Origin of the sequence: Gillisia marina (assembly GCF_000258765.1) — a bacterium.
In the GTDB taxonomy this organism is placed as follows: Bacteria; Bacteroidota; Bacteroidia; order Flavobacteriales; family Flavobacteriaceae; genus Gillisia; species Gillisia marina.
Genome location: NZ_AJLT01000034.1, coordinates 15,369 through 35,293 on the forward strand (window position 1 = coordinate 15,369; position 19,925 = coordinate 35,293).

The window sequence follows — 19,925 nt, forward strand, 5'->3', positions numbered from 1 at the left end:
AGGAATTTTTGTAAAGCTAAAATACTAAAATTTAGCAGGAAACTATTTAACGAAGAATTAAAGTTTAAAGCCTAATTCTTTAGTAATTTTGAGACTATTACTAATAGCAGATCTATTTTATGAAATTTTATATTACAATTCTTCTGGTAAGTGTTTTATCTTTTAATTCCTTAGCTCAAACCAAACTTGATTCTTCAGTTAAAACTGATAAGCCTAAATTGGTAGTTGGAGTGGTTGTAGACCAGATGAGGTATGATTATTTAACTAGGTTTTGGAATAAATATGGGAATGACGGATTTAAGAGATTGATTTCTGAAGGTTTCAACTTTAAAAATAATCACTTTAATTATATCCCGACATATACAGCTCCCGGACATGCTTCAGTGTTTACAGGAACAACTCCACAAAATCATGGGATTATAAGTAATAGTTGGTATAATAAATTCGAGCAACAATATATTTACTGTGTGACGGATGAAAGTGTACAGCCACTTGGTACAATCGCTTCCGCAGGAAAAATGTCACCAAATAGAATGCTAACTACTACTATTGCAGATGAAAATAGATTGTTTACTCAAATGCGGGGGAAGACAATTGGGATAGCCTTAAAAGATCGAGGTGCAATTTTACCGGCAGGGCATACCGCAAATGCAGCATATTGGTTTCATGGGCAAGAAGAGGGCAAATGGATCAGTAGCACGTTTTATATGGAAGAAATGCCAAAATGGGTTCAAGAATTTAATATTTCTGGAGCTGCTCTTTCGTATATGAAACCTTGGGATGCGATCCAGGATTTGGAATCTTATTTGGAAAGTGGTACAGATGAAAATTTATTTGAAGGAGGATATAAAGGTAAGAGTACCGCCACTTTTCCATACGATTTGGAAGCTCTCGGAAAGAATAATGGAAATTATGATCTCTTAAAAGTAACTCCTTATGGAAATTCTTTGACTACAGATTTTGCAATCGCTGCGATTAAAGGGGAGGAATTAGGTAAAGATGATTACACAGATTTTCTAACAGTAAGTTTTTCCAGTACAGATTATATAGGGCATAATTTTGGTGTGAATTCTAAGGAAATCGAAGATGCTTACTTAAGATTGGATCTGGATCTTGCTAGATTGCTTGAAAATTTAGATGCTGAAGTAGGAAAAGGAAATTACACCCTTTTTCTCACTGCCGATCATGGTGGGGGAGATGTACCAACATATTTAACTTCGGTTAAAATTCCATCCGGATATTTTGATGATGTAAAATTCGAGGAAGATTTAAATAAGTTTATTGGTGAAAAATATAAAAAAGGAGGCACTATAGAATCTGTTTCAAATTATCAAATTTTCTTTAATTATAGAACCCTAAGAGAATTAGGGATTGATAGAAATGCTTTTGAAAAAGATATAGCACATTTTATTTTACAATATCCAAAGGTGAGTAATGTATTTACCAGAAGTCAATTGGAAAGTGGAAGTTATGTTCAAGGAATTTCAGGATTGATACAGAATGGATTTAACCAGAAACGCAGTGGAGATGTGATTTTTGTATTGAAGCCTTCCGTGATCTCGTATACCACAACAACCGGTTCCACGCATGGTAGTGGATTTTCTTATGATACCCACGCGCCATTAATTTTCTTTGGAAATGGTATTAACCAAGGTAGTACTGCGAGAAGGTCTGAAATAATAGATATTGCACCAACAATCTCTGTGTTGCTGGGAATTGCTTTTCCAAATGCGACTACTGGTGTTCCTTTAGAAGTGGTTTTAAAGAAAACGAATTAAAATATTTTTTCTATCATCTTTTTCCATCTAAGCTTTCTTACAAATTTCCCTTGTGCAGGAGATATGAGGAACGTTTGTTTTTCACTCACAGCTTTAAAATATCCGGAAATATAATCTCGAAAAAGAGAGAAGTCTTGTTTACGAGATGCAAGTTTTGCAGAGGCGATTAAGGTGATTAGAAATCCGTATCGCAATCTATAGAAAGCTTCCCCTTGCTTGTATTTTGATGCTTTATTATAAGTAGCTCCTGTGGGTTTAAGATGCTTCACCAAAAGACTTTGATCTGTCTTTATATTCCAGCCATGAAATTGCGCCAGGAGTTCATCTGCGGTATCCCAGCCCATAGCAGGTTTTAATCCCTCAATATCCTTAAAACAAGCTTTACGATACGCTTTTAATGCACCTCTTATATGATCTTTATTGGTAAGGTTTTCTAAAATCCACTTTTCATCTTTTTTAATACTGCAAAACCCTCCCACCATTCCTATTTCTAGGGAGCTTCTAAAGTGATTCACTATTGTTTCTATATAATTGCTAGGAAATATAAGATCGGCATCAAATTTACAAATGATGTCATAATCGTCATCAAGCGTTTGAAGTCCGTGATTGAATGCATTAATCACTTTGCTTCCCGGAAGATGAGCTTCGATTGAGGTAATAGATACCAATGAGAAAAATGGGTATTGCTTAATGTATTCTGAAACTATATCGGGCGTTGCATCATTAGACTGATCATCTACAATCACAATCTTTTGTGCTGAATAAGTCTGATTTATTAAAGACTCTAATGTAGAGCCAATATATGCAGCTTCATTATGCGCAGGTATTACAATATAGATCTTCAAAATATATCTGAGTGAATTTTATGGAAGTTGAGAATAAATTTTCAGAAAATAAAATTTATCGCTCTGCATATACTGCATAATATCTTGGAGTAATAGTTCTTAGAAGGGGTCTAATTCCGATTTTTTGAACAGGATTCGTCCATTTTTCTCTTTTTTTGATATTCCATCCTGCTTTTTCCAAGAGCCAATCGAATTGCCAATCTTCGAATTCATGATAATGCCGGTCGCGCATATCGGTCTTGCTTCTGTAAGCTTCGGCGAACCAAAGTTTTAAGGGTACTGTGGCAACTAATTTGTTAGCTTTTATGTTTTTCAAAACATTAAAAGGAGACAATAAGTGCTCAAAAATTTCAAAAGCTGTTACTACATCATATAAATTATCCTGATCACTAACGGGTGTAGATCGAGATCTTCTCCTGAGGTATTTGTAACTTCATAATTGTGGGATTTCATGATGGCCGAAAAAGGGTTTTCTACGCCAAGATCCAAAACCTTTGCAGGGGCTGGGACCGCATTTTCGAGAAATTCTAAAGTTTTTTTAAATCGTTTATTCGGAAATGTATTTTCGTACATTTTAGTATTGGTAGACAAGTGCATTAATATTCATTCCCGCTCCAACACTTGCAAGGATTATCACATCTCCTTTATTTAAGTTTTGGTTTGGAATATTTCCCGTAATCACCAAATCTAAAAGAGTTGGAACGGTTGCTACACTACTGTTTCCAAGCTCATGAATACTCATAGGCATTACATTCTCCGGAGCTTTCATTTTGTATTGCTTGTAAAAACGATTGATTATAGCTTCATCCATTTTTTCATTTGCCTGATGTAGAAAGACTTTTTTTACATCCTCAATAGATTTGCCGCTTTCTTCTAAACAAGATTTCATCGCTTCGGGTACATGAGTTAAGGCAAATTCATAAATCTTTCGCCCATTCATTTTAATATATCTGGTATCATCTTCTTCTTCATTTCTATTAGATTTTCCGAAGTAGATATGATGCGCATCTTGATATGCATAGGTAGCAGAACTATGTGAAAGTATTCCTCCCGGCTCTTCTGAAGCCTCAAAAATCGCGGCTCCGGCTCCATCAGAAAATATCATAGAATCCCTGTCGTAATTATCTACAACTCTCGAGAGTGCTTCTGCTCCAATAACCAAACATTTTTTGGCCATTCCACTTTTAATGAAAGCCTGAGCTTGAATTACAGCTTCTATCCATCCCGGGCACCCAAAAAGCACGTCGTATCCAACACACTTTGGGTTTTTTATTCTAAGATTGTGTTTTACTCTAGTAGCAAGACTTGGAACGGTATCGCTCTGAATACTTCCAAATTTTACATCTCCATAGTTATGAGCGACAATTATATAATCTAAAGTTTCGGGATCTATACCGGCATTTTCTATCGCTTTTTGAGCAGCAACAGTTGCCATGTCTGAAGTACTTAAATCTTCTTCAAGATATCTTCTTTCTTCTATACCGGTAATCGCTTTAAATTTTTCAATAGTAACCTCATTAGCATGAGGAAAACCTGATCCATCTAAATTTAAAAATTCATGTTTCAAAAAGTCTGAATTCTTTCTCTTTAAGTTCGGAATAAAACTTCCTAAACCTGTCATCTTTATGCTCATTGAAACCGAGGGTTTTGTAATTATATCAACTAAAATACTAAAAGCAATCTAAGTAATCCGCAAGGAATTATATAAATTATTGCGTTTTATGATTTTAGTAAAATATCATGTTATAATTATTAAATCGATAATTTAAGCGTCTTAAATTATAAATAGCCAAAGATTTAATTTTAAACCTTTGGCTTAAAATTCTCTATGCTTCCATATATTCTTCAATAGGAGCACAAGTACATATCAAGTTTCTGTCACCATAAGCATCATCTACTCTCCTTACAGTTGGCCAAAATTTATTGTCGGCAACATATTCTAATGGAAACGCTGCTTGTTCTCTTGAATATGGAAAATCCCAAGTATCTGCGGTAAGCATTGCCATTGTATGTGGCGCATTTTTAAGAATATTTACCTCATCCTTAGTAGAGGATTCGCTAATTTCCTTACGAATAGAGATTAACGCATCACAAAATCTATCTAATTCTGCCTTACTCTCACTTTCAGTAGGCTCTATCATAATGGTTCCTGCAACCGGGAAAGATACTGTTGGTGCATGAAACCCATAATCCATGAGTCTTTTTGCAATATCTACCACTTCTATTCCATTATTTTTGAATGGTCTGCAATCCACGATCATCTCATGAGCAGCACGTCCTCTTTCTCCGGAATATAAAGTTTGGTAGTGGTCCTTTAAACGGGCTTTGATGTAATTAGCATTTAAAATAGCATATTCTGTTGCTTTTTGAAGTCCGTTTACTCCAAGCATTGTGATGTAACCATAAGAGATAAGACATGCTAATGCAGATCCCCATGGAGCTGAAGAAATAGCAGTAATCGCTTGCTCTCCTCCAGTTTTTATCACTGGGTTACCCGGTAAAAATGGAAGTAATTGTTTTGCAACACATATTGGTCCAACTCCTGGTCCTCCACCACCGTGTGGGATCGCAAAGGTTTTATGAAGATTCAAATGACAAACATCGGCTCCAATAGCTCCAGGATTGGTTAATCCAACCTGTGCATTCATATTGGCACCATCCATATAAACCTGCCCTCCATTATCATGGATCAATTGAGTGATTTCTCTAATTGCCGATTCAAATACCCCGTGAGTAGATGGGTACGTAACCATTAAAGCTGCCAGATTATCTTTATATTTTAATGCTTTCTCTCTAAGATCGTCTACATCTATATTTCCTTCTTTAGTAGACTTCGTTACTACTACCTTCATTCCGGCCATCACCGCTGATGCCGGGTTAGTACCATGTGCAGAAGATGGAATCAAGCAAATATTTCTTTGTGAATCTCCACGAGATTCATGATACGCACGAATAACCATCAAACCTGCATATTCTCCTTGTGCACCAGAATTAGGTTGTAAAGAAGTGCCTGCAAAACCTGTAATTTCTGTTAATTGATCTTCTAATCTTTTTAAAACTATTTGATATCCTTCAGCCTGATCTATAGGTGCAAAAGGGTGAATATTTCCCCATTGCGGATTGCTCAACGGAAGCATTTCTGATGCAGCATTCAATTTCATGGTACAAGAACCCAAAGCGATCATCGAATGATTAAGAGAAAGGTCTTTTCGCTCCAATTTCTTGATGTAACGCATCAATTCAGTTTCAGAATGGTAGGAGCTAAAAACTTCATGCGTTAAAAAATCAGTTTTTCTATTTACTTCTGAAGTGATTGAAGTTCCTTCTGCTAATGCTTCAATTTTATCGAACTTCTTGTTTTCAAGTTCAGCAAAAACAGAAACTATTTTATTAAGATCCTTTATTGTTGTTGTTTCGTTTAAAGCGATTACAACAGTCTCAGCATCTGGGTAGTAGAAATTAATTTTATTGTTTTCAGCTAAAGTCTTAATTGCTTTTGCATCGGCTTTAATTTGAAGTGTATCAAAGTAAGAATTGTTAAGTTGTTCGAAACCTAAGCTTTCTAATTTTTGATGTAGCGTATAAGCTGAAGCGTGAACGGTATTTGCTATATATTCTAAACCTTTTGGGCCATGATACACAGCATACATCCCAGCCATCACGGCCAACAATACTTGTGCTGTACAAATATTAGAAGTCGCTTTATCTCTTTTAATATGTTGCTCTCTTGTTTGTAGCGCCATTCTTAAAGCACGATTCCCGTTAAGATCTTTGGTTACCCCAATAATTCTTCCCGGTATGCTTCTTTTATATTCTTCCCTTGTTGCAAAATAAGCGGCATGAGGTCCACCGTAACCTAACGGAATTCCGAAACGTTGTGTGGTTCCAACTACTACATCTACTCCGAAATGTCCCGGAGATTCTAATTTTATTAAACTTAAAATATCTGCCGCAACAACTACCTTAATTCCTGCATCTTTACATTTAGCAACATAGCCGGAATAGTCGAATACGTGTCCGGATTTCCCTGGATACTGTAAGATTGCTCCAAAATATTCTGAAGAAAAATCGAATTCTGTATGATCTCCAATAACCAATTCTATTCCTAGTGGAATTGCTCTGGTTTTAAGTAAGGAGATAGATTGTGGTAACACTTCTTCTGAAACGAAGAATTTAACAACCTCATTTTTTTTCTGATCTCTTTCTCTTACAGCGAATAGCAATGCCATTGCTTCTGCAGCAGCAGTAGATTCATCTAAAAGAGAGGCATTTGCCAATTCCATCCCGGTTAAATCGGTGATCATGGTCTGGAAGTTCAACAGTGCTTCTAGTCTTCCTTGAGCAATTTCTGCTTGGTAAGGAGTATACGCAGTATACCATCCCGGATTTTCCAAAATATTACGCTGTATTACTGCGGGCATGATGGCTTGGTGATATCCTAAGCTATATAAGATTTGTATACTTTATTTTTTGCAGCCAGCTCTCCAATATGCTCTGCGTATTCATTTTCGCTTAAAGCAGTATCAAGATTTAAAGGAGATTTTAAACGAATATCATCTGGAATCGTCTCGTAAATAAGCTGGTCTAAAGAGGAGGCACCAACGGTGGAAAGCATTTCTGAAAGTTCACTTTCCTTGGGACCAATATGTCTAAGTGCAAAAGAATCTGTTCTCATCAAAATTAAGTTGTGTTTTGTGCTGCGAAATTACATATTTAAAACGTAAATTTTTACAATTTAGCTACTTAGACTTGTTAAGATTTTATAGCTTATTTTTGATAGGTAAAGCAGTTAATAAATGAACTGGAAATCTATACTCAATTTTTATATTAGTAGTAGTATTCATGTAGCTTTGGCAGTGGTTAGTCTGGCTGTTGTAACTATGCTTAATTTTGGGATTTCTATAGATCCTAAATTATGTTTGTTTATAATCTTCGGCGCTATTACGGGTTATAATATTGTGAAATATGCGGGAATTGCAGGTTTACATCATTTAAGTTTGACTAAGAATCTCCGATTGATTCAGGTTTTTTCTCTTCTAATATTTTTTGCCTTACTCTTTATCATATTTCAATTATCGTTGAATGTTATTATTTTTTCAGCACTAATGGGATTATTCACGGTGCTTTATATTCTTCCATTTTTTGGAGGTGGAAGAAATTTAAGGGCTTTAGCCGGAGTAAAGATTTATGTGATTGCCTTTGTATGGAGTGGCGTAACTGTTTTGTTACCATTAATTGGTAAAACTGAACTAATACAATGGAACGTGCTTTTAGAATTTATTCAAAGATTCCTTTTTGTTTTTGCATTAACCCTTCCTTTTGAAATTAGAGATTTAAAATTCGACATGGCTAATTTAAGAACTGTAGCGCAGGTATTTGGAGTGCAAAAAACTAAAATTATTGGGGTCTTGTCCTTACTAGCAATAGTCTTACTGGAATTTTTAAAATTGGGATCTAACTTTAAAAGTGCGATCTCTTTAATCCTTGTTTGTGTATTGTTGAGTTTTCTAATTACAAGTTCGAGAATTAGACAAGCAAAATATTATTCGTCACTATGGGTGGAGGGAGTTCCCATTCTATGGTGTTTAATGCTCTTGGGAATGCAATTTATATCTTGGTAAGTTCTTTTTCAATTTCCTCTTGCCATATTTTTTTTTTCGTCTTCTGAACAGGTTTCTAAATTTGATTGTTCAATTAATTCGGTAAGGCGACTGTTATGTGAGGAGTATTTTCTGCATTTCTTACAGTATATAAGATGCAACAACATCTTTAATTTTTCGGTAACAGAAGCTTCTTTGTACTGACTTTTATCGCAGCAATGTGCCGCTTCTGAGCAATCTATTAAAAGTGTCTTTTTTTGTATCCATATTAAAACCAGTTTTTTTCTAGACACTGAGCTAAAGTTGTTCGTGCTCTGTGAATTATAACCCAAAGATTAGACGGCGTAATATTAAACTCATTACAAATAGCTTCGGTATCAAAGCCATCTATTGTCTTCATTTTAAAAATTTTAGCCTGCTTTTCGTTTAATTGCTCCATGCATTCTAAGATCGCTATTCCCAATTCTTCATTTTCCATTACGTCTTCCGCAGTCTTATCAAATCTGTCGGGAGCGTTTTCTTCTAGCCAATCCCCTTCATTAGAATCATCGTTATATTGGATCTTTATCTCTGCTCTTCCTTTTTTAGAATTACTTTTTCTATAATGATCTATGATCTTTCTTTTTAAAATGGAGATTAACCAAGTACGCTCGGTAGCCTCGCCCTTAAAATTTTTCATAGATTTTAAGCCAGCCAAAAATGTTTCAGAAATAAGATCATGAGCCAACTCCCGATCATTCACTCTTACAATTGTAAAATTGAAGAGATAATCGGAATATCTATCTACCCATTTATTAGGATCTATTTTATTGGTGGACATAGGCAAATAACATTATATACTCAAAATTAAGAAAAGTTTGATATCAAAACATTAATTGAAAGATAAGATATATCTAAGGAATTATGAGTTTTTATTGTTTTTCTAATAATCCGGCTCTTTTAAGCAGCGCATCCGGCTGAGGTTCTTTCCCTCTAAAACGCTTGTATAAAGTCATTGGATCCTCGGTTCCTCCCAAAGAAAGAATGTTGTCTTGGAATTTTTTAGCAACTTCTGAATTAAAGATACCTTGCTCTTTAAAATATTCAAAGGCATCGGCATCTAAGACTTCTGCCCATTTATAAGAATAATAACCAGAAGAATATCCTCCCTGAAAAATATGAGAAAACGAGGTGCTCATACAATTTTCTTCCACTTCTGGATATAGCTTTGTGGATTCAAATGCTTTGTCTTCATGCTCTTTGATGTTGGATAAATCTGAAGGATCTACCGCGTGGTAGCTCATATCTAACATTCCAAAGCTTATTTGGCGTAAAGTTGCCATTCCTTCATGAAAATTAGAAGCTTTCTTGATCTTATCTATTAATTCCTGCGGAATAACTTCTCCAGTTTCGTAATGTTTGGCAAAAAGCTGAAGCGCTTCCGGCTCATAACACCAATTTTCTAAAACCTGACTTGGGAGCTCAACAAAATCCCAATATACACTAGTTCCGGAAAGACTTGGATAAGTGGTGTTAGCTAACATTCCATGTAATGCGTGCCCAAATTCATGGAACAGAGTTGTTACTTCATTAAAGGTTAATAAGGAAGGCGTATTTTTAGTTGGCTTCGTGAAGTTGCACACTATAGAAATATGAGGTCGAATATTCTTTTCTTCCAATATTTCTTGCGATTTGTACACAGTCATCCATGCGCCATCTCTTTTTCCAGCCCTTGGATGAAAATCGGCATAAAACAGTGCTACTTCCTTTCCTTCATTATCGGTGACTTGATATGTTTTTACATCTTTATGATAAACATCTATATCTTTTACTTCGGTAAAAGTTAAGTTGTAAAGCTTTTTCGCAACTGTAAAAACCCCGTCGATTACATTATTTAGCTGAAAATAGGGTTTTAATATTTCATCATCTAAATCGAATAATTTTTGTTTTAACTTTTCTGCATAATAAGAGGCATCCCATTTTTGAAGTTGATCTATTCCTTCCAGGTCTTGAGCAAAATTCTCTAATTCAGAAAATTCTTTTAAAGCTGCCGGTTTTGCTTTTTCTAGTAATTCTTGTAAAAAAGTTGTTACGGTCTTAGGGTTTTTAGCCATTCGTTCTTCTAAAACAAAGTGGGCATGAGATTTATATCCTAATAATTTGGCGCGCTCAAATCTTAATTTTACAATTTGAAGCACGTTATCTTGATTATCCAGTTCGTCGTTATGAAATCCCTTTGCTCCAAAGGCCAGAGCCATTGTTTTACGAAGCGATCTGTTTTTGGCATATTTCATAAATGGGATGTAGCTGGGATATTCCAAAGTGAAAATCCAACCATCCTTGTTTTTAGAATTCGCTACTTCGCTAGCTGCCTGTTTTACATGATCGGGTAAGCCATCAAGATCGGTTTCCTCAGTGATATGAAGTTCAAATTTATTGGCTTCAGCCAATACGTTTTCACCAAATTTAAGACTGAGAGAAGATAATTTCTTGTCTATTTCTCTCAATTTTGTTTGATCTTCCGAATTTAGATTTGCTCCATTTCTTGAAAACGCTTTATATTTCTTATCAAGCAACATTAATTGCTCTCCATTTAATTCTAAACTCTTCTTGTTGTTGAAAACTTCTTTTACCCTTTCAAAAAGTTTTTCATTAAGGATAACATCATTTTTAAATTCGGAAAGAAGTGGTGAAATTTCTTGAGCAATCTTTTGAATCTCTTCATTTGTTTCTGCTGAATTCAAATTGAAAAAGATACTTGTTATTCTGTCCAGTTTTTTTCCTGAAAATTCTAATGCTTCGATAGTGTTCTCGAATGTAGGATTAGAAGTGGAATCAGCAATTTTATCTATTTCGTTTTTGGCAAGCTCGATCGCCTTCAAAATGGCAGGTTTAAAATGTTCGGTTTTTATTTTCGAGAATGGTGCAAAATCGAATTCTTGAAGAAGAGGGTTACGACTATTCATGGTTTGATATGTTATATTAATCGGGCTAATATTGTATTGTAACGATATTTAGAACCTGATTATTAATATGTTAAAATTTTATGTAACTTTGAAGCTTGGAATAAAAATTATTATAAAATATAGTAAGTAGTCTTTATAGTTTAGAATAATATATTTAGAATGGTTAATAAATGATGATTTTAACGAAGAAGTACTACAGAGAAAGCCACATTTTATGTGGCTTTCTTGCTATTTAATAGTTTTTGCTCCTTCAATCACTTTTTGTTTTAAACCTTCTTTATAAACCAATATTTTATCCAGCATACATTTATCTGAACTTCCTAAAATTTGGGCCGCAAGAATTCCCGCATTTTTCGCCCCATTTAGTGCTACTGTTGCCACAGGAACTCCACCGGGCATTTGTAATATTGAGAGAACAGAATCCCAACCATCTATGGAGTTACTGGATTTAACCGGTACGCCAATAACTGGAAGTGGAGATAAAGATGCAACCATCCCGGGTAAATGTGCAGCACCACCGGCACCTGCTATAATTACTTTTATTCCGCGAGTATGTGCAGATTTGCTGAATTCGAAAAGTTTTTCAGGAGTTCTATGTGCAGAAACTATATCTACTTCTACCTCGATATCGAATCCCTTCAAAACTTCAATGGCTTCTTGCATTACAGGCATGTCACTCGTACTGCCCATGATTACCGCTACTTTACTCATAAGTTTTGTTTTAATAGTATCAGTTTAAATTGACACTTTGTTTTCGCTAATTACTTTTAAGGTGTTTTTAACCTCTTCAGCAATCGTTCTCGCTTTTTGAATATCTTTATTTACAATGGTTACATGCCCCATTTTTCTAAAAGGTCTGGTTTCTTTCTTTCCGTAAATGTGTGGAGTTACTCCGGGCATTTTTAGGATTTGTTCCATATTTTGATAGATTGGAACACCTTTATGGTTTTCTTCACCAGATAAATTTACCATTATTCCAGCAACTTTACTTGCTGTATTTCCTAAAGGTAAATCTAATATCGCTCTTAAATGTTGCTCAAATTGATTGGTGTAACTAGCTTCAATACTGTAGTGCCCGCTATTGTGGGGTCTAGGTGCAACTTCATTTACAACCAATTCCTCATCTTGAGTCAAGAACATTTCTACAGCTAAAAGCCCAACATGTTCGAATGCTGCGGAAACCTTTTCTGCTAAATCTCTAGCTTTCTTAGAAATTGATTCTTCAATTCTTGCAGGACAAATCACGTATTCTACCTGATTGGCAACTGGGTGAAATTCCATTTCTACTACCGGATAAGAAACTACTTCTCCTGAAGGATTTCGAGCTACAATTACTGCCAATTCATTTTTGAATGGAATTAATTTTTCGGCTAAGCATTTTCCCTCTGGAATTTGATTGAGATCTTCTTGAGTTTTCACGATCATTACGCCTCTCCCATCATATCCGCCGGTAGCACTCTTCCACACAAAAGGAAATGACACCTGATTTTCAGTAGAAGCTTTTAATAATTCCGCTCTGGAATTATATGCAGAAAATGCAGCGGTAGAAATTCCGTTATCCAAATAGAATTGCTTTTGAACCACTTTGTCGCTAATCTTTTCTAACGTATTAGGGGATGGGTAGACTTTAATTCCTTCCTTTTCCAGTTGCTTTAAAGCTTCCAAATTAACCGATTCTATTTCGAAGGTTAGCAGATCCACTTTTCTTCCGAAATTAAGAACTGCATCATAATCCATTAAATCGCCCTGAATAAATGTATTTGCCGATATTTTGCATGGAGCTTCATCACTTGGATCCATCACAATAGTGTGAATATCAAGTTTTCTGGTTTCATAAAGAAGCATTTTCCCGAGTTGTCCACCGCCTAAAATACCCAATTTAAAAGCTGAAGAAAAATAATTAATCATAGCGATTCTTATGTTTAAGCAAAAATAATTTTTTAAGATGGAATAGTCGAAAGATTGTAACATAAATGCATTTATTTATTAAGGTGTTAGGATGATAAGAATCCCTATCTTTGCTGCTTTAATTTTTATACTAGTGATTCAGTTACACGATCTTAAGTTCGAGCCTTTTATTTCTGAAAAAAAAATAGATATAGCTGTAAAGGCTATGGCTACACAGATCAATCAAGATTTTAGGGGAAAAACTCCGATCTTTTTAGCTGTTTTGAATGGAGCATTCATGGTTGCTTCAGAAATCATTAAACAGTTTGAAGGTGATTGTGAAGTTGCATTTGTAAAGCTAGAGTCTTATAAGGGCACAGAAACTACGGGAAACGTGGAAACCTTAGTTGGATTAAATATCTCATTAGAAAATAGGCACGTAATCATCATCGAAGATATTGTAGACACAGGAATTACCTTGTCTGCTATTTATAAAATGTTGGAAAAGGAAAATGTTGCCGATGTTCGCATTGCAACATTATTCTTCAAGCCGAAAGCATATCAGAAAAATTTCAAAATTAATTATATAGGAATGAAAATCCCCAATGATTTTATTGTGGGATACGGATTAGATTATGATGGCCTTGGCCGAAATCTAACCCAAGTATATAAACTTAAAAAAGAGAACATGACAAATTTGGTCTTATTTGGCCCTCCGGGTGCAGGAAAAGGAACCCAAGCAAACTTTTTGAAGGAAAAATATAAGTTGGTACATATTTCTACCGGGGATGTGTTTAGATATAATATTAAAAATGAAACAGAGCTTGGGCTGCATGCGAAATCCTTTATGGATAAGGGGCAATTAGTTCCAGATGATGTTACTATTAAAATGTTGGGAGCTGAGGTTGATAAAAATCCTGATTGTAATGGATTTATTTTTGATGGTTTTCCAAGAACTGTTGCTCAGGCAGAGGCGCTTGCAGATTTGATGAAGGAAAAGAATACGGAAGTTTCAGCAATGATCGCTTTAGAAGTAGATGATGAGGTTTTAGTGGAACGTCTTTTAGAAAGAGGGAAAACTTCCGGACGAAAGGATGATGCCGACGAAGCTATTATAAGAAATAGAATTCATATCTATTACGAAGAAACTGCCATTTTAAAGCAGTTTTATCTGAAGGAAGATAAATATTACGGAGTAGATGGAGTGGGTTCTGTTTCAGAAATTACTGAAAGAATTAGTAAAGTAATTGATTCTTTATAAATTAAGTAACAGTTAAGAATTATTACAACCGATTGTGAAATCGCAAAAATATAGAAGAATATGACAGAAGGAAATTTTGTAGATTATGTAAAGATCCATGTGGCTTCCGGAAAAGGAGGACAGGGATCAGCACATTTACGTCGGGAGAAATATATTACAAAAGGTGGTCCCGATGGGGGAGACGGTGGTCGTGGTGGACATATTATCCTGAAAGGGAATAAGAACCTTTGGACACTTTTTCATCTAAAATTTAAAAGGCATGCAAGAGCAGAGCATGGATCTCACGGATCCAAACAGCGAAGTTCTGGAGCAGATGGAGCCGATCAATATATTGAAGTTCCTTTAGGAACTGTGGTTAGAGATACGGAGACAGAAGAAATTTTATTTGAAATCACCGAGGATGGAGAAGAGCGTATTGTTGCTGAGGGTGGAAAAGGTGGTCTAGGTAACTGGCACTTTAAATCTTCAACAAATCAAACTCCAAGATACGCACAGCCCGGAATAGATGGGCAGGAAGTGGATGTTACTTTGGAATTAAAGATTTTAGCCGATGTCGGTCTAGTTGGTTTTCCAAATGCAGGAAAGTCTACATTGCTTTCCGTAATTACGGCTGCGAAACCAAAGATTGCCGATTACGAGTTTACGACTTTGAAGCCTAACCTCGGTATTGTTGAATACAGAGAATTTAAAACTTTTGTGGTTGCAGACATTCCTGGAATTATTGAAGGTGCTGCAGAAGGGAAGGGAATCGGACATCGTTTTTTACGTCATATAGAGCGTAATTCTACTTTATTGTTTTTAGTCCCAGCAGATGCACCAGATATTGTTAAGCAATATGAAATCCTTTTGGATGAACTAAGGAGGTACAATCCTGAAATGTTGGATAAGGACCGTCTTATTGCCATATCAAAAAGTGATATGTTGGACGAAGAATTAAAAGCCGAACTAAAAGTGGTTTTAGATAAAGGTTTAAAGGCGCCATATTTATATATATCATCGGTAGCACAACAAGGTTTGATGGAGCTCAAAGATAAACTTTGGGAAATGTTGAATACTGAAACCGATTAAAATTTTTATTGAAACTTTTCGTGGGATGATTTTTGCTTAACTTTAAGTAAAAACATCTCATGAAAAATTTAAAATATCTTCTTTTACTGTTCATAGTTTCATCATGTAATGCTCCTAGAGCTACTTATGATTATGATCAGAATATGGAATTTAATTCCATAAACACTTTCCAAATCTATCCAGATCTAAAATCTAATTTGAGTCAGTTAGACGAGCAACGAATGCTGGATGTCTTAAATTCTGAAATGAATAAAATAGGCTTCACTTCTTCGGAATCTCCAGATGTATATTTGAACTTTTATTCATCTTCTTTTGAAGAACCCAATAGAAATAATATAGGAATTGGAGTAGGAGGCACTGGCAGGAATGTTGGGGTTGGAGTATCTGGTGGAATTCCGTTAGGTGGTTCCAATACCTATTTAAGAGTAACTTTCGATTTTATTAATGCGAAGAATGATTCTTTAATCTGGCAGGCCATTGTGGATTCTCAATTCGATTTGAATGGAACTCCAATGGAACGAGAAGAGCAATTACGAGCAATGGTTCAAAAAGCATTAAAAGGCTATCCGCCAAATAAAAAGTAATTCTCCCAGCTGATTAAACCCATCACTATATAAAAATAAAAAAGCCCCAATTTCTTGGGGCTTTTTCTTGGTTAGTTAATTGCAACTTTTAGTTCATGATCGTAAACTCACTACGTCTGTTCTTAGCATATTGCTCATTAGTACATCCGGTTGGTTTAGTACAATCATTCAATGGCATAGATTCACCGTAACCTTTAGAGGTTAAACGATCTCTTTCAATACCATGATTTACTAAGTATTCTAAAGTAGCAGCAGCACGTCTTTCAGAAAGAGCCATGTTATAGCTATCTGTTCCTCTAGCATCTGCGTGTGAACCAACTTCAATATTTAATGTTGGGTATTTTTTCATGATTGCTACAACTTTATCTAAAGTAACCTCAGATTCTTTCTTGATGGTCGCTTTATCAAAGTCGAAGTAGATATTTCCAACATCTTTTAATTGTTGTCTACCAGTTTCGGTATTGGTTTCTCTTTCTTCAATTTCAACAACAGGAGGCGTATAGTCTTCTCTTAAGAAATTGTAAAGGTTATCTGTACCTCTTCTGTTAGATGCAAACCATCCTGTGTCTTCTCCTTCTTTTACAACGTATGCAAAATCATCGAATCCACTATTGATAGTTGCTCCTAAGTTTTTAGCTTCAGAAAAATCTCCTTCAGACTTGTAAATATCTAAGTTTCCAAAACCTTGATGACCGTCTGAAGAGAAATATAAAATACCTTCTTCACTAATAAAAGGAAATTGTTCTCTGTGAGCAGTGTTCACTCCAGCTCCTAAATTTTGAGGAGTTCCAAAAGAACCATCTTCATTTACAGATACCATGTAGATATCGAAAGAACCTGTAGTTCCTGGCATATCACTAGCAAAATACAAGGTTTTACCATCTGCACTTAAGCTTGGGTGCTCTACAGAATATGTATCGCTAGAGAAAGGAAGTTTTTCGATATTACTCCATTTTCCATCTACCATTTTAGCACGGTATAGGCTTATGTGAGCAATTTTGTCATCATCAACTTTTACTCTGTTTTCGTTGGTTCTATCAAAATACATTGTCATTCCGTTCTTGCTAAAAGTTGCAGAACTTTCATGAGAGTCTGTATTAATATCCCCTGGGAAAAGTACGATTTCGCTTAACTGACCTTCATCATCTGTTGTAGCAGTGTACAAATCTAATGTTGGTTTTTTGTTCCATGGATACAAAGGACGTTCTGCATTTCTTGTAGATGCAAATGTTACTTTATCATCTCCATAAAAAGAAATTCCAAAATCTGCCGATGCTGCATTGTTCATCACTTGGTTAGAAGTGAAAACGTGAGAAACTGTAGTGTCTAATTCTCTTCGGAATTTTTCAAAGTCAGTTTCAGTTCCAGAGAATTCTGAAAAATACTTATCTGCTTCCTTGTAATTTCCTACTGCCATAGAAGCATGTGCATATCTGAATTTATATTCAGCAGCAACCTCTTCTCCATACTTAAGAAACAAATTCTTATACACTTCAGATGCATTTTGCATTTGATTCGTATAGAAGTAAGAGTCTGCAAGATTTTGAAGAACTTCCTGGGTTTTGTTATTTACATTCTCGTATGCATCAGTAGCATCCATAAATGCTCGCTGGGCAAAAAATCTATCGGCCTTCTTGATCTCAGAATTTTGGGCAAAACCTGAGAAACTAATAACCGCTATTAATATAAAACTGTATAATTTTTTCATGTTGTTTCTGGTTTTAGAAGAATCTAGGTGATTTATCATATCCTTTAGACAATCCGAATAAATCTAGATCGAATAACAAAAGGAATTCGTGGGTTCCATCGTTGTAATCTCCAAGATTAGAAGTTGTTCTGTCATACGCATATCCAAGTTTTAATTGTGGAGTAATTGCGAAGTTAACAAGTCCGGTGATTGCATCACCAAATCTGTAACCTACACCAGCTTCCAATCTATTAAACATTAAAACATTTGCTGTAATATCTACAGAAAGTGGAGCGCCTTGTACACCTCTAGCCATAAATGCAGGCTTTAATTTGAAGTCTTCATTGATATCAAAAACATATCCACCAGTAACAAAATAGTGAATGTTTTCTTCTCCAAGAGTTCTTAAACCTTGCTGATTCTCTAGATGCTTAGAAGTAAGTAGGTTTGGTGCAGAAAGACCAACGTAGTATTTCTCTCCAAAAAAGTAAGCTCCAACTCCAACTACGGGAAATACTTCGTTTATATCCTCGCGGAATGCGGGATCATCTAACTGATTTAATGTTAAACCTGAAATATTAGAATCAAAAGTTGTTAACCCACCTTTAATACCTAAAGACAATTTATTGGTTTCATTTAAAGGCAACACGTACGCAAAATCTGCAGTTATGTTATTTTCCTTAACCCAATCTCCAATTTCATCGTGAACAATAGAGATACCCACTTCTACTCTTTCGCTAAGAGGAGTATGGGCGAAGAAATTGGCGGTGCTTGGTGCACCGTCAATTCCAACCCATTGAGATCTATATATACCACCCAGTCTTAACATTCCCGGATCATCGGTAGCGTATGCAGGGTTTAATACACTCATATTATACATATACTGAGTATATAAGGGGTCTTGCTGTGACATTCCTTGAAACGAGATAAGGATAATGCCTGTGAAAATTAAGAATTTTGTTATATTATTTTTCATTTCTGTCTAATGTTTATCCTTTAGTTATATACTTAAGTATAATTTTCCTTGTACCGGAGAAGTTTGTCCGTCGTTGTAATTCAGGATATAGAAGTATACACCTACTGGTAAAACATCATCTCCTAATGTTCCTGACTGATTTGAAATTCCATCCCAATCTCCCGTATTCGCATTTCCTTTGAATACAACATTACCCCATCTATTAAAAATTTCAATAGAGTAGTTAGGGAAGTTTTCAGCGATATCCGGAATTACAAATCTATCATTGATTCCGTCACCATTTGGAGAGAATCCTTCTGGGATTCCACAGAATTCAACTTTTGCAACAACTGCAATTCTCTCTGTGCTTTCACATCCTGTAGTTCCATCTAAGGAAGCACCATAGTAAGTAACACCATTTTCTAGAGCTGTTGTAGCTGCAAGAGGCGAACCACCAGTTGATGAAGTGTAAATTAGAACTCCAGAACCAGTAAAGTTGTTGATTAAGTCTTGAACCGTAGGATTATCACTTCTGCAGAATTCATCACCATCAGTTGAAAGTGTTGGAGCTGCAGGATCTGTTAAACTTACTGTTATCGTAGTAGCGTCAGATGAGCAAGTTGCTTCATCATTATTAGCAACCGCGTAAAAGATAGCTCCATCAGTTAATGCTGTAGTAGCATCAACAACAGTAGTCAATTCAGCATCTGAATAAATAATAACATTATCTCCAGTTGCAACTAAATCTGCAGCTGTTGGGTTATCGATTAAACAGAAAGACTGATTTGCATCGGCAGTTGGTGCATCAGGAAGATCAGTTACTGTAATTGTAAAGGTAGTAGTAGAAGTTCCAGTCACACAATCATCTGCACCATCCAACGTATAATCAAATTCAAAAACTCCAACACCTGCTGTCGCCGGGTTGAAAATTCCATTTTCGAATGGTGCATCAAAATCACCTAATGTATTTATACCATCAGATAAAAGTGAAGTTAATTGAACATCTTGCGCTTCAGTAATACAGAAAGATGCAACTACAGGCGCACCTGCATTCGCTTCCTCAATATCTCTAACTGTAATTGTAAAGGTAGTCGTAGAAGTTCCAGTTACACAATCGTCTGCACCATCTAACGTATAATCAAATTCAAAGGTTCCAACTCCAGCTGTAGCCGGATTGAAAATTCCATCTTCAAATGGAGCATCAAAATCACCTAAAGTGTTTATTCCATCACCTAAAAGTGAAGTTAATTGAACATCTTGAGTTTCAGTAACACAGAAAGATGCCACCACAGGTTTTCCAGCTTCAGCTTCCTCA

At 35.6% G+C, this 19,925-nt stretch carries 16 protein-coding genes and 1 pseudogene; 5 read left to right on the plus strand and 12 right to left on the minus strand.

Annotated elements, in window-relative coordinates:
• Window positions 1-119: 119 nt before the first annotated feature.
• On the plus strand, window positions 120-1,778 hold the full coding sequence (gene pafA, locus ON07_RS09450) for an alkaline phosphatase PafA (protein WP_010230563.1): 1,659 nt from the start codon (window positions 120-122) through the stop codon (window positions 1,776-1,778).
• Here pafA and ON07_RS09455 read toward each other — a convergent pair.
• The 5 genes and pseudogenes from ON07_RS09455 to ON07_RS17940 form a co-directional block, all read right to left on the minus strand.
• Complete coding sequence (locus tag ON07_RS09455; RefSeq protein ID WP_010230566.1) at window positions 1,775-2,623, minus strand: glycosyltransferase; 849 nt, start codon at window positions 2,621-2,623, stop codon at window positions 1,775-1,777. The two genes, pafA and ON07_RS09455, sit on opposite strands and share 4 nt — an antisense overlap.
• Before the next feature lie 55 nt (window positions 2,624-2,678).
• Window positions 2,679-3,196: pseudogene (locus tag ON07_RS15100) on the minus strand (methyltransferase).
• Between the two features lies 1 nt (window position 3,197).
• On the minus strand, window positions 3,198-4,256 hold the full coding sequence (locus tag ON07_RS09465; RefSeq protein ID WP_010230569.1) for a 3-oxoacyl-ACP synthase III family protein: 1,059 nt from the start codon (window positions 4,254-4,256) through the stop codon (window positions 3,198-3,200).
• 193 nt (window positions 4,257-4,449) lie between these two features.
• Window positions 4,450-7,044 carry an aminomethyl-transferring glycine dehydrogenase gene (gene gcvP / locus ON07_RS15105; RefSeq protein ID WP_010230572.1) on the minus strand — a complete coding sequence of 865 codons (2,595 nt, stop codon included), beginning with the start codon at window positions 7,042-7,044 and terminating at the stop codon, window positions 4,450-4,452.
• Window positions 7,045-7,061: 17 nt separating this feature from the next.
• The gene (locus tag ON07_RS17940; RefSeq protein ID WP_010230574.1) at window positions 7,062-7,298 is read right to left on the minus strand and encodes a glycine dehydrogenase; all 237 of its coding nucleotides are present in this window, start codon (window positions 7,296-7,298) and stop codon (window positions 7,062-7,064) included.
• 121 nt (window positions 7,299-7,419) lie between these two features.
• Here ON07_RS17940 and ON07_RS09475 point away from each other — a divergent pair, with 121 nt between their 5' ends.
• Entirely contained in the window at window positions 7,420-8,244 is an 825-nt protein-coding gene (locus ON07_RS09475; protein WP_010230578.1) for a UbiA prenyltransferase family protein, read from the plus strand.
• A gap of 247 nt (window positions 8,245-8,491) precedes the next feature.
• Here the strand turns inward: ON07_RS09475 and ON07_RS09485 are convergent, their stop codons facing one another.
• From ON07_RS09485 to ON07_RS09500, 4 genes are all read right to left on the minus strand, one after another.
• Window positions 8,492-9,043 carry a sigma-70 family RNA polymerase sigma factor gene (locus ON07_RS09485; protein WP_010230584.1) on the minus strand — a complete coding sequence of 184 codons (552 nt, stop codon included), beginning with the start codon at window positions 9,041-9,043 and terminating at the stop codon, window positions 8,492-8,494.
• A 91-nt stretch (window positions 9,044-9,134) separates the two neighbouring features.
• Window positions 9,135-11,168 carry a M3 family metallopeptidase gene (locus ON07_RS09490; protein ID WP_010230587.1) on the minus strand — a complete coding sequence of 678 codons (2,034 nt, stop codon included), beginning with the start codon at window positions 11,166-11,168 and terminating at the stop codon, window positions 9,135-9,137.
• A 228-nt stretch (window positions 11,169-11,396) separates the two neighbouring features.
• Window positions 11,397-11,879, minus strand: coding sequence for a 5-(carboxyamino)imidazole ribonucleotide mutase (purE, locus tag ON07_RS09495; RefSeq protein ID WP_010230590.1), 483 nt, complete (start codon window positions 11,877-11,879; stop codon window positions 11,397-11,399).
• A gap of 24 nt (window positions 11,880-11,903) precedes the next feature.
• The gene (locus ON07_RS09500; protein WP_033445074.1) at window positions 11,904-13,076 is read right to left on the minus strand and encodes a 5-(carboxyamino)imidazole ribonucleotide synthase; all 1,173 of its coding nucleotides are present in this window, start codon (window positions 13,074-13,076) and stop codon (window positions 11,904-11,906) included.
• 133 nt (window positions 13,077-13,209) lie between these two features.
• Between ON07_RS09500 and ON07_RS16290 the strand changes: the two genes are divergently transcribed.
• Genes ON07_RS16290 through ON07_RS09515 form a run of 3 tightly spaced genes read left to right on the plus strand, consistent with a single transcriptional unit; the run spans window position 13,210 to window position 15,968 of the window.
• Window positions 13,210-14,316, plus strand: coding sequence for an adenylate kinase (locus ON07_RS16290; RefSeq protein ID WP_010230597.1), 1,107 nt, complete (start codon window positions 13,210-13,212; stop codon window positions 14,314-14,316).
• A 60-nt stretch (window positions 14,317-14,376) separates the two neighbouring features.
• Window positions 14,377-15,384 carry a GTPase ObgE gene (gene obgE, locus ON07_RS09510; RefSeq protein WP_010230600.1) on the plus strand — a complete coding sequence of 336 codons (1,008 nt, stop codon included), beginning with the start codon at window positions 14,377-14,379 and terminating at the stop codon, window positions 15,382-15,384.
• Window positions 15,385-15,443: 59 nt separating this feature from the next.
• Window positions 15,444-15,968 carry a DUF4136 domain-containing protein gene (locus tag ON07_RS09515; RefSeq protein ID WP_010230603.1) on the plus strand — a complete coding sequence of 175 codons (525 nt, stop codon included), beginning with the start codon at window positions 15,444-15,446 and terminating at the stop codon, window positions 15,966-15,968.
• Between the two features lie 88 nt (window positions 15,969-16,056).
• Here the strand turns inward: ON07_RS09515 and ON07_RS09520 are convergent, their stop codons facing one another.
• The 3 genes from ON07_RS09520 to ON07_RS09530 all read right to left on the minus strand — a co-directional run.
• On the minus strand, window positions 16,057-17,676 hold the full coding sequence (locus ON07_RS09520; RefSeq protein WP_029331775.1) for an OmpA family protein: 1,620 nt from the start codon (window positions 17,674-17,676) through the stop codon (window positions 16,057-16,059).
• Between the two features lie 13 nt (window positions 17,677-17,689).
• Window positions 17,690-18,631 carry a PorP/SprF family type IX secretion system membrane protein gene (locus tag ON07_RS09525; RefSeq protein WP_010230609.1) on the minus strand — a complete coding sequence of 314 codons (942 nt, stop codon included), beginning with the start codon at window positions 18,629-18,631 and terminating at the stop codon, window positions 17,690-17,692.
• A gap of 24 nt (window positions 18,632-18,655) precedes the next feature.
• Window positions 18,656-19,925: gliding motility-associated C-terminal domain-containing protein (locus ON07_RS09530; RefSeq protein ID WP_010230611.1), on the minus strand; the 1,270-nt coding region annotated here is incomplete at its 5' end.

What these genes read in the sequence shown, in the direction of transcription:
- pafA (WP_010230563.1), top strand. Translation starts at nt 120, where the DNA reads ATGAAATTTTATATTACAATTCTTCTGGTAAGTGTTTTATCTTTTAAT.
- ON07_RS09465 (WP_010230569.1), bottom strand. Translation starts at nt 4,256, where the DNA reads ATGAGCATAAAGATGACAGGTTTAGGAAGTTTTATTCCGAACTTAAAG.
- gcvP (WP_010230572.1), bottom strand. Translation starts at nt 7,044, where the DNA reads ATGCCCGCAGTAATACAGCGTAATATTTTGGAAAATCCGGGATGGTAT.
- ON07_RS17940 (WP_010230574.1), bottom strand. Translation starts at nt 7,298, where the DNA reads ATGAGAACAGATTCTTTTGCACTTAGACATATTGGTCCCAAGGAAAGT.
- ON07_RS09475 (WP_010230578.1), top strand. Translation starts at nt 7,420, where the DNA reads ATGAACTGGAAATCTATACTCAATTTTTATATTAGTAGTAGTATTCAT.
- ON07_RS09485 (WP_010230584.1), bottom strand. Translation starts at nt 9,043, where the DNA reads ATGTCCACCAATAAAATAGATCCTAATAAATGGGTAGATAGATATTCC.
- ON07_RS09490 (WP_010230587.1), bottom strand. Translation starts at nt 11,168, where the DNA reads ATGAATAGTCGTAACCCTCTTCTTCAAGAATTCGATTTTGCACCATTC.
- purE (WP_010230590.1), bottom strand. Translation starts at nt 11,879, where the DNA reads ATGAGTAAAGTAGCGGTAATCATGGGCAGTACGAGTGACATGCCTGTA.
- ON07_RS09500 (WP_033445074.1), bottom strand. Translation starts at nt 13,076, where the DNA reads ATGATTAATTATTTTTCTTCAGCTTTTAAATTGGGTATTTTAGGCGGT.
- obgE (WP_010230600.1), top strand. Translation starts at nt 14,377, where the DNA reads ATGACAGAAGGAAATTTTGTAGATTATGTAAAGATCCATGTGGCTTCC.
- ON07_RS09515 (WP_010230603.1), top strand. Translation starts at nt 15,444, where the DNA reads ATGAAAAATTTAAAATATCTTCTTTTACTGTTCATAGTTTCATCATGT.
- ON07_RS09520 (WP_029331775.1), bottom strand. Translation starts at nt 17,676, where the DNA reads ATGAAAAAATTATACAGTTTTATATTAATAGCGGTTATTAGTTTCTCA.
- ON07_RS09525 (WP_010230609.1), bottom strand. Translation starts at nt 18,631, where the DNA reads ATGAAAAATAATATAACAAAATTCTTAATTTTCACAGGCATTATCCTT.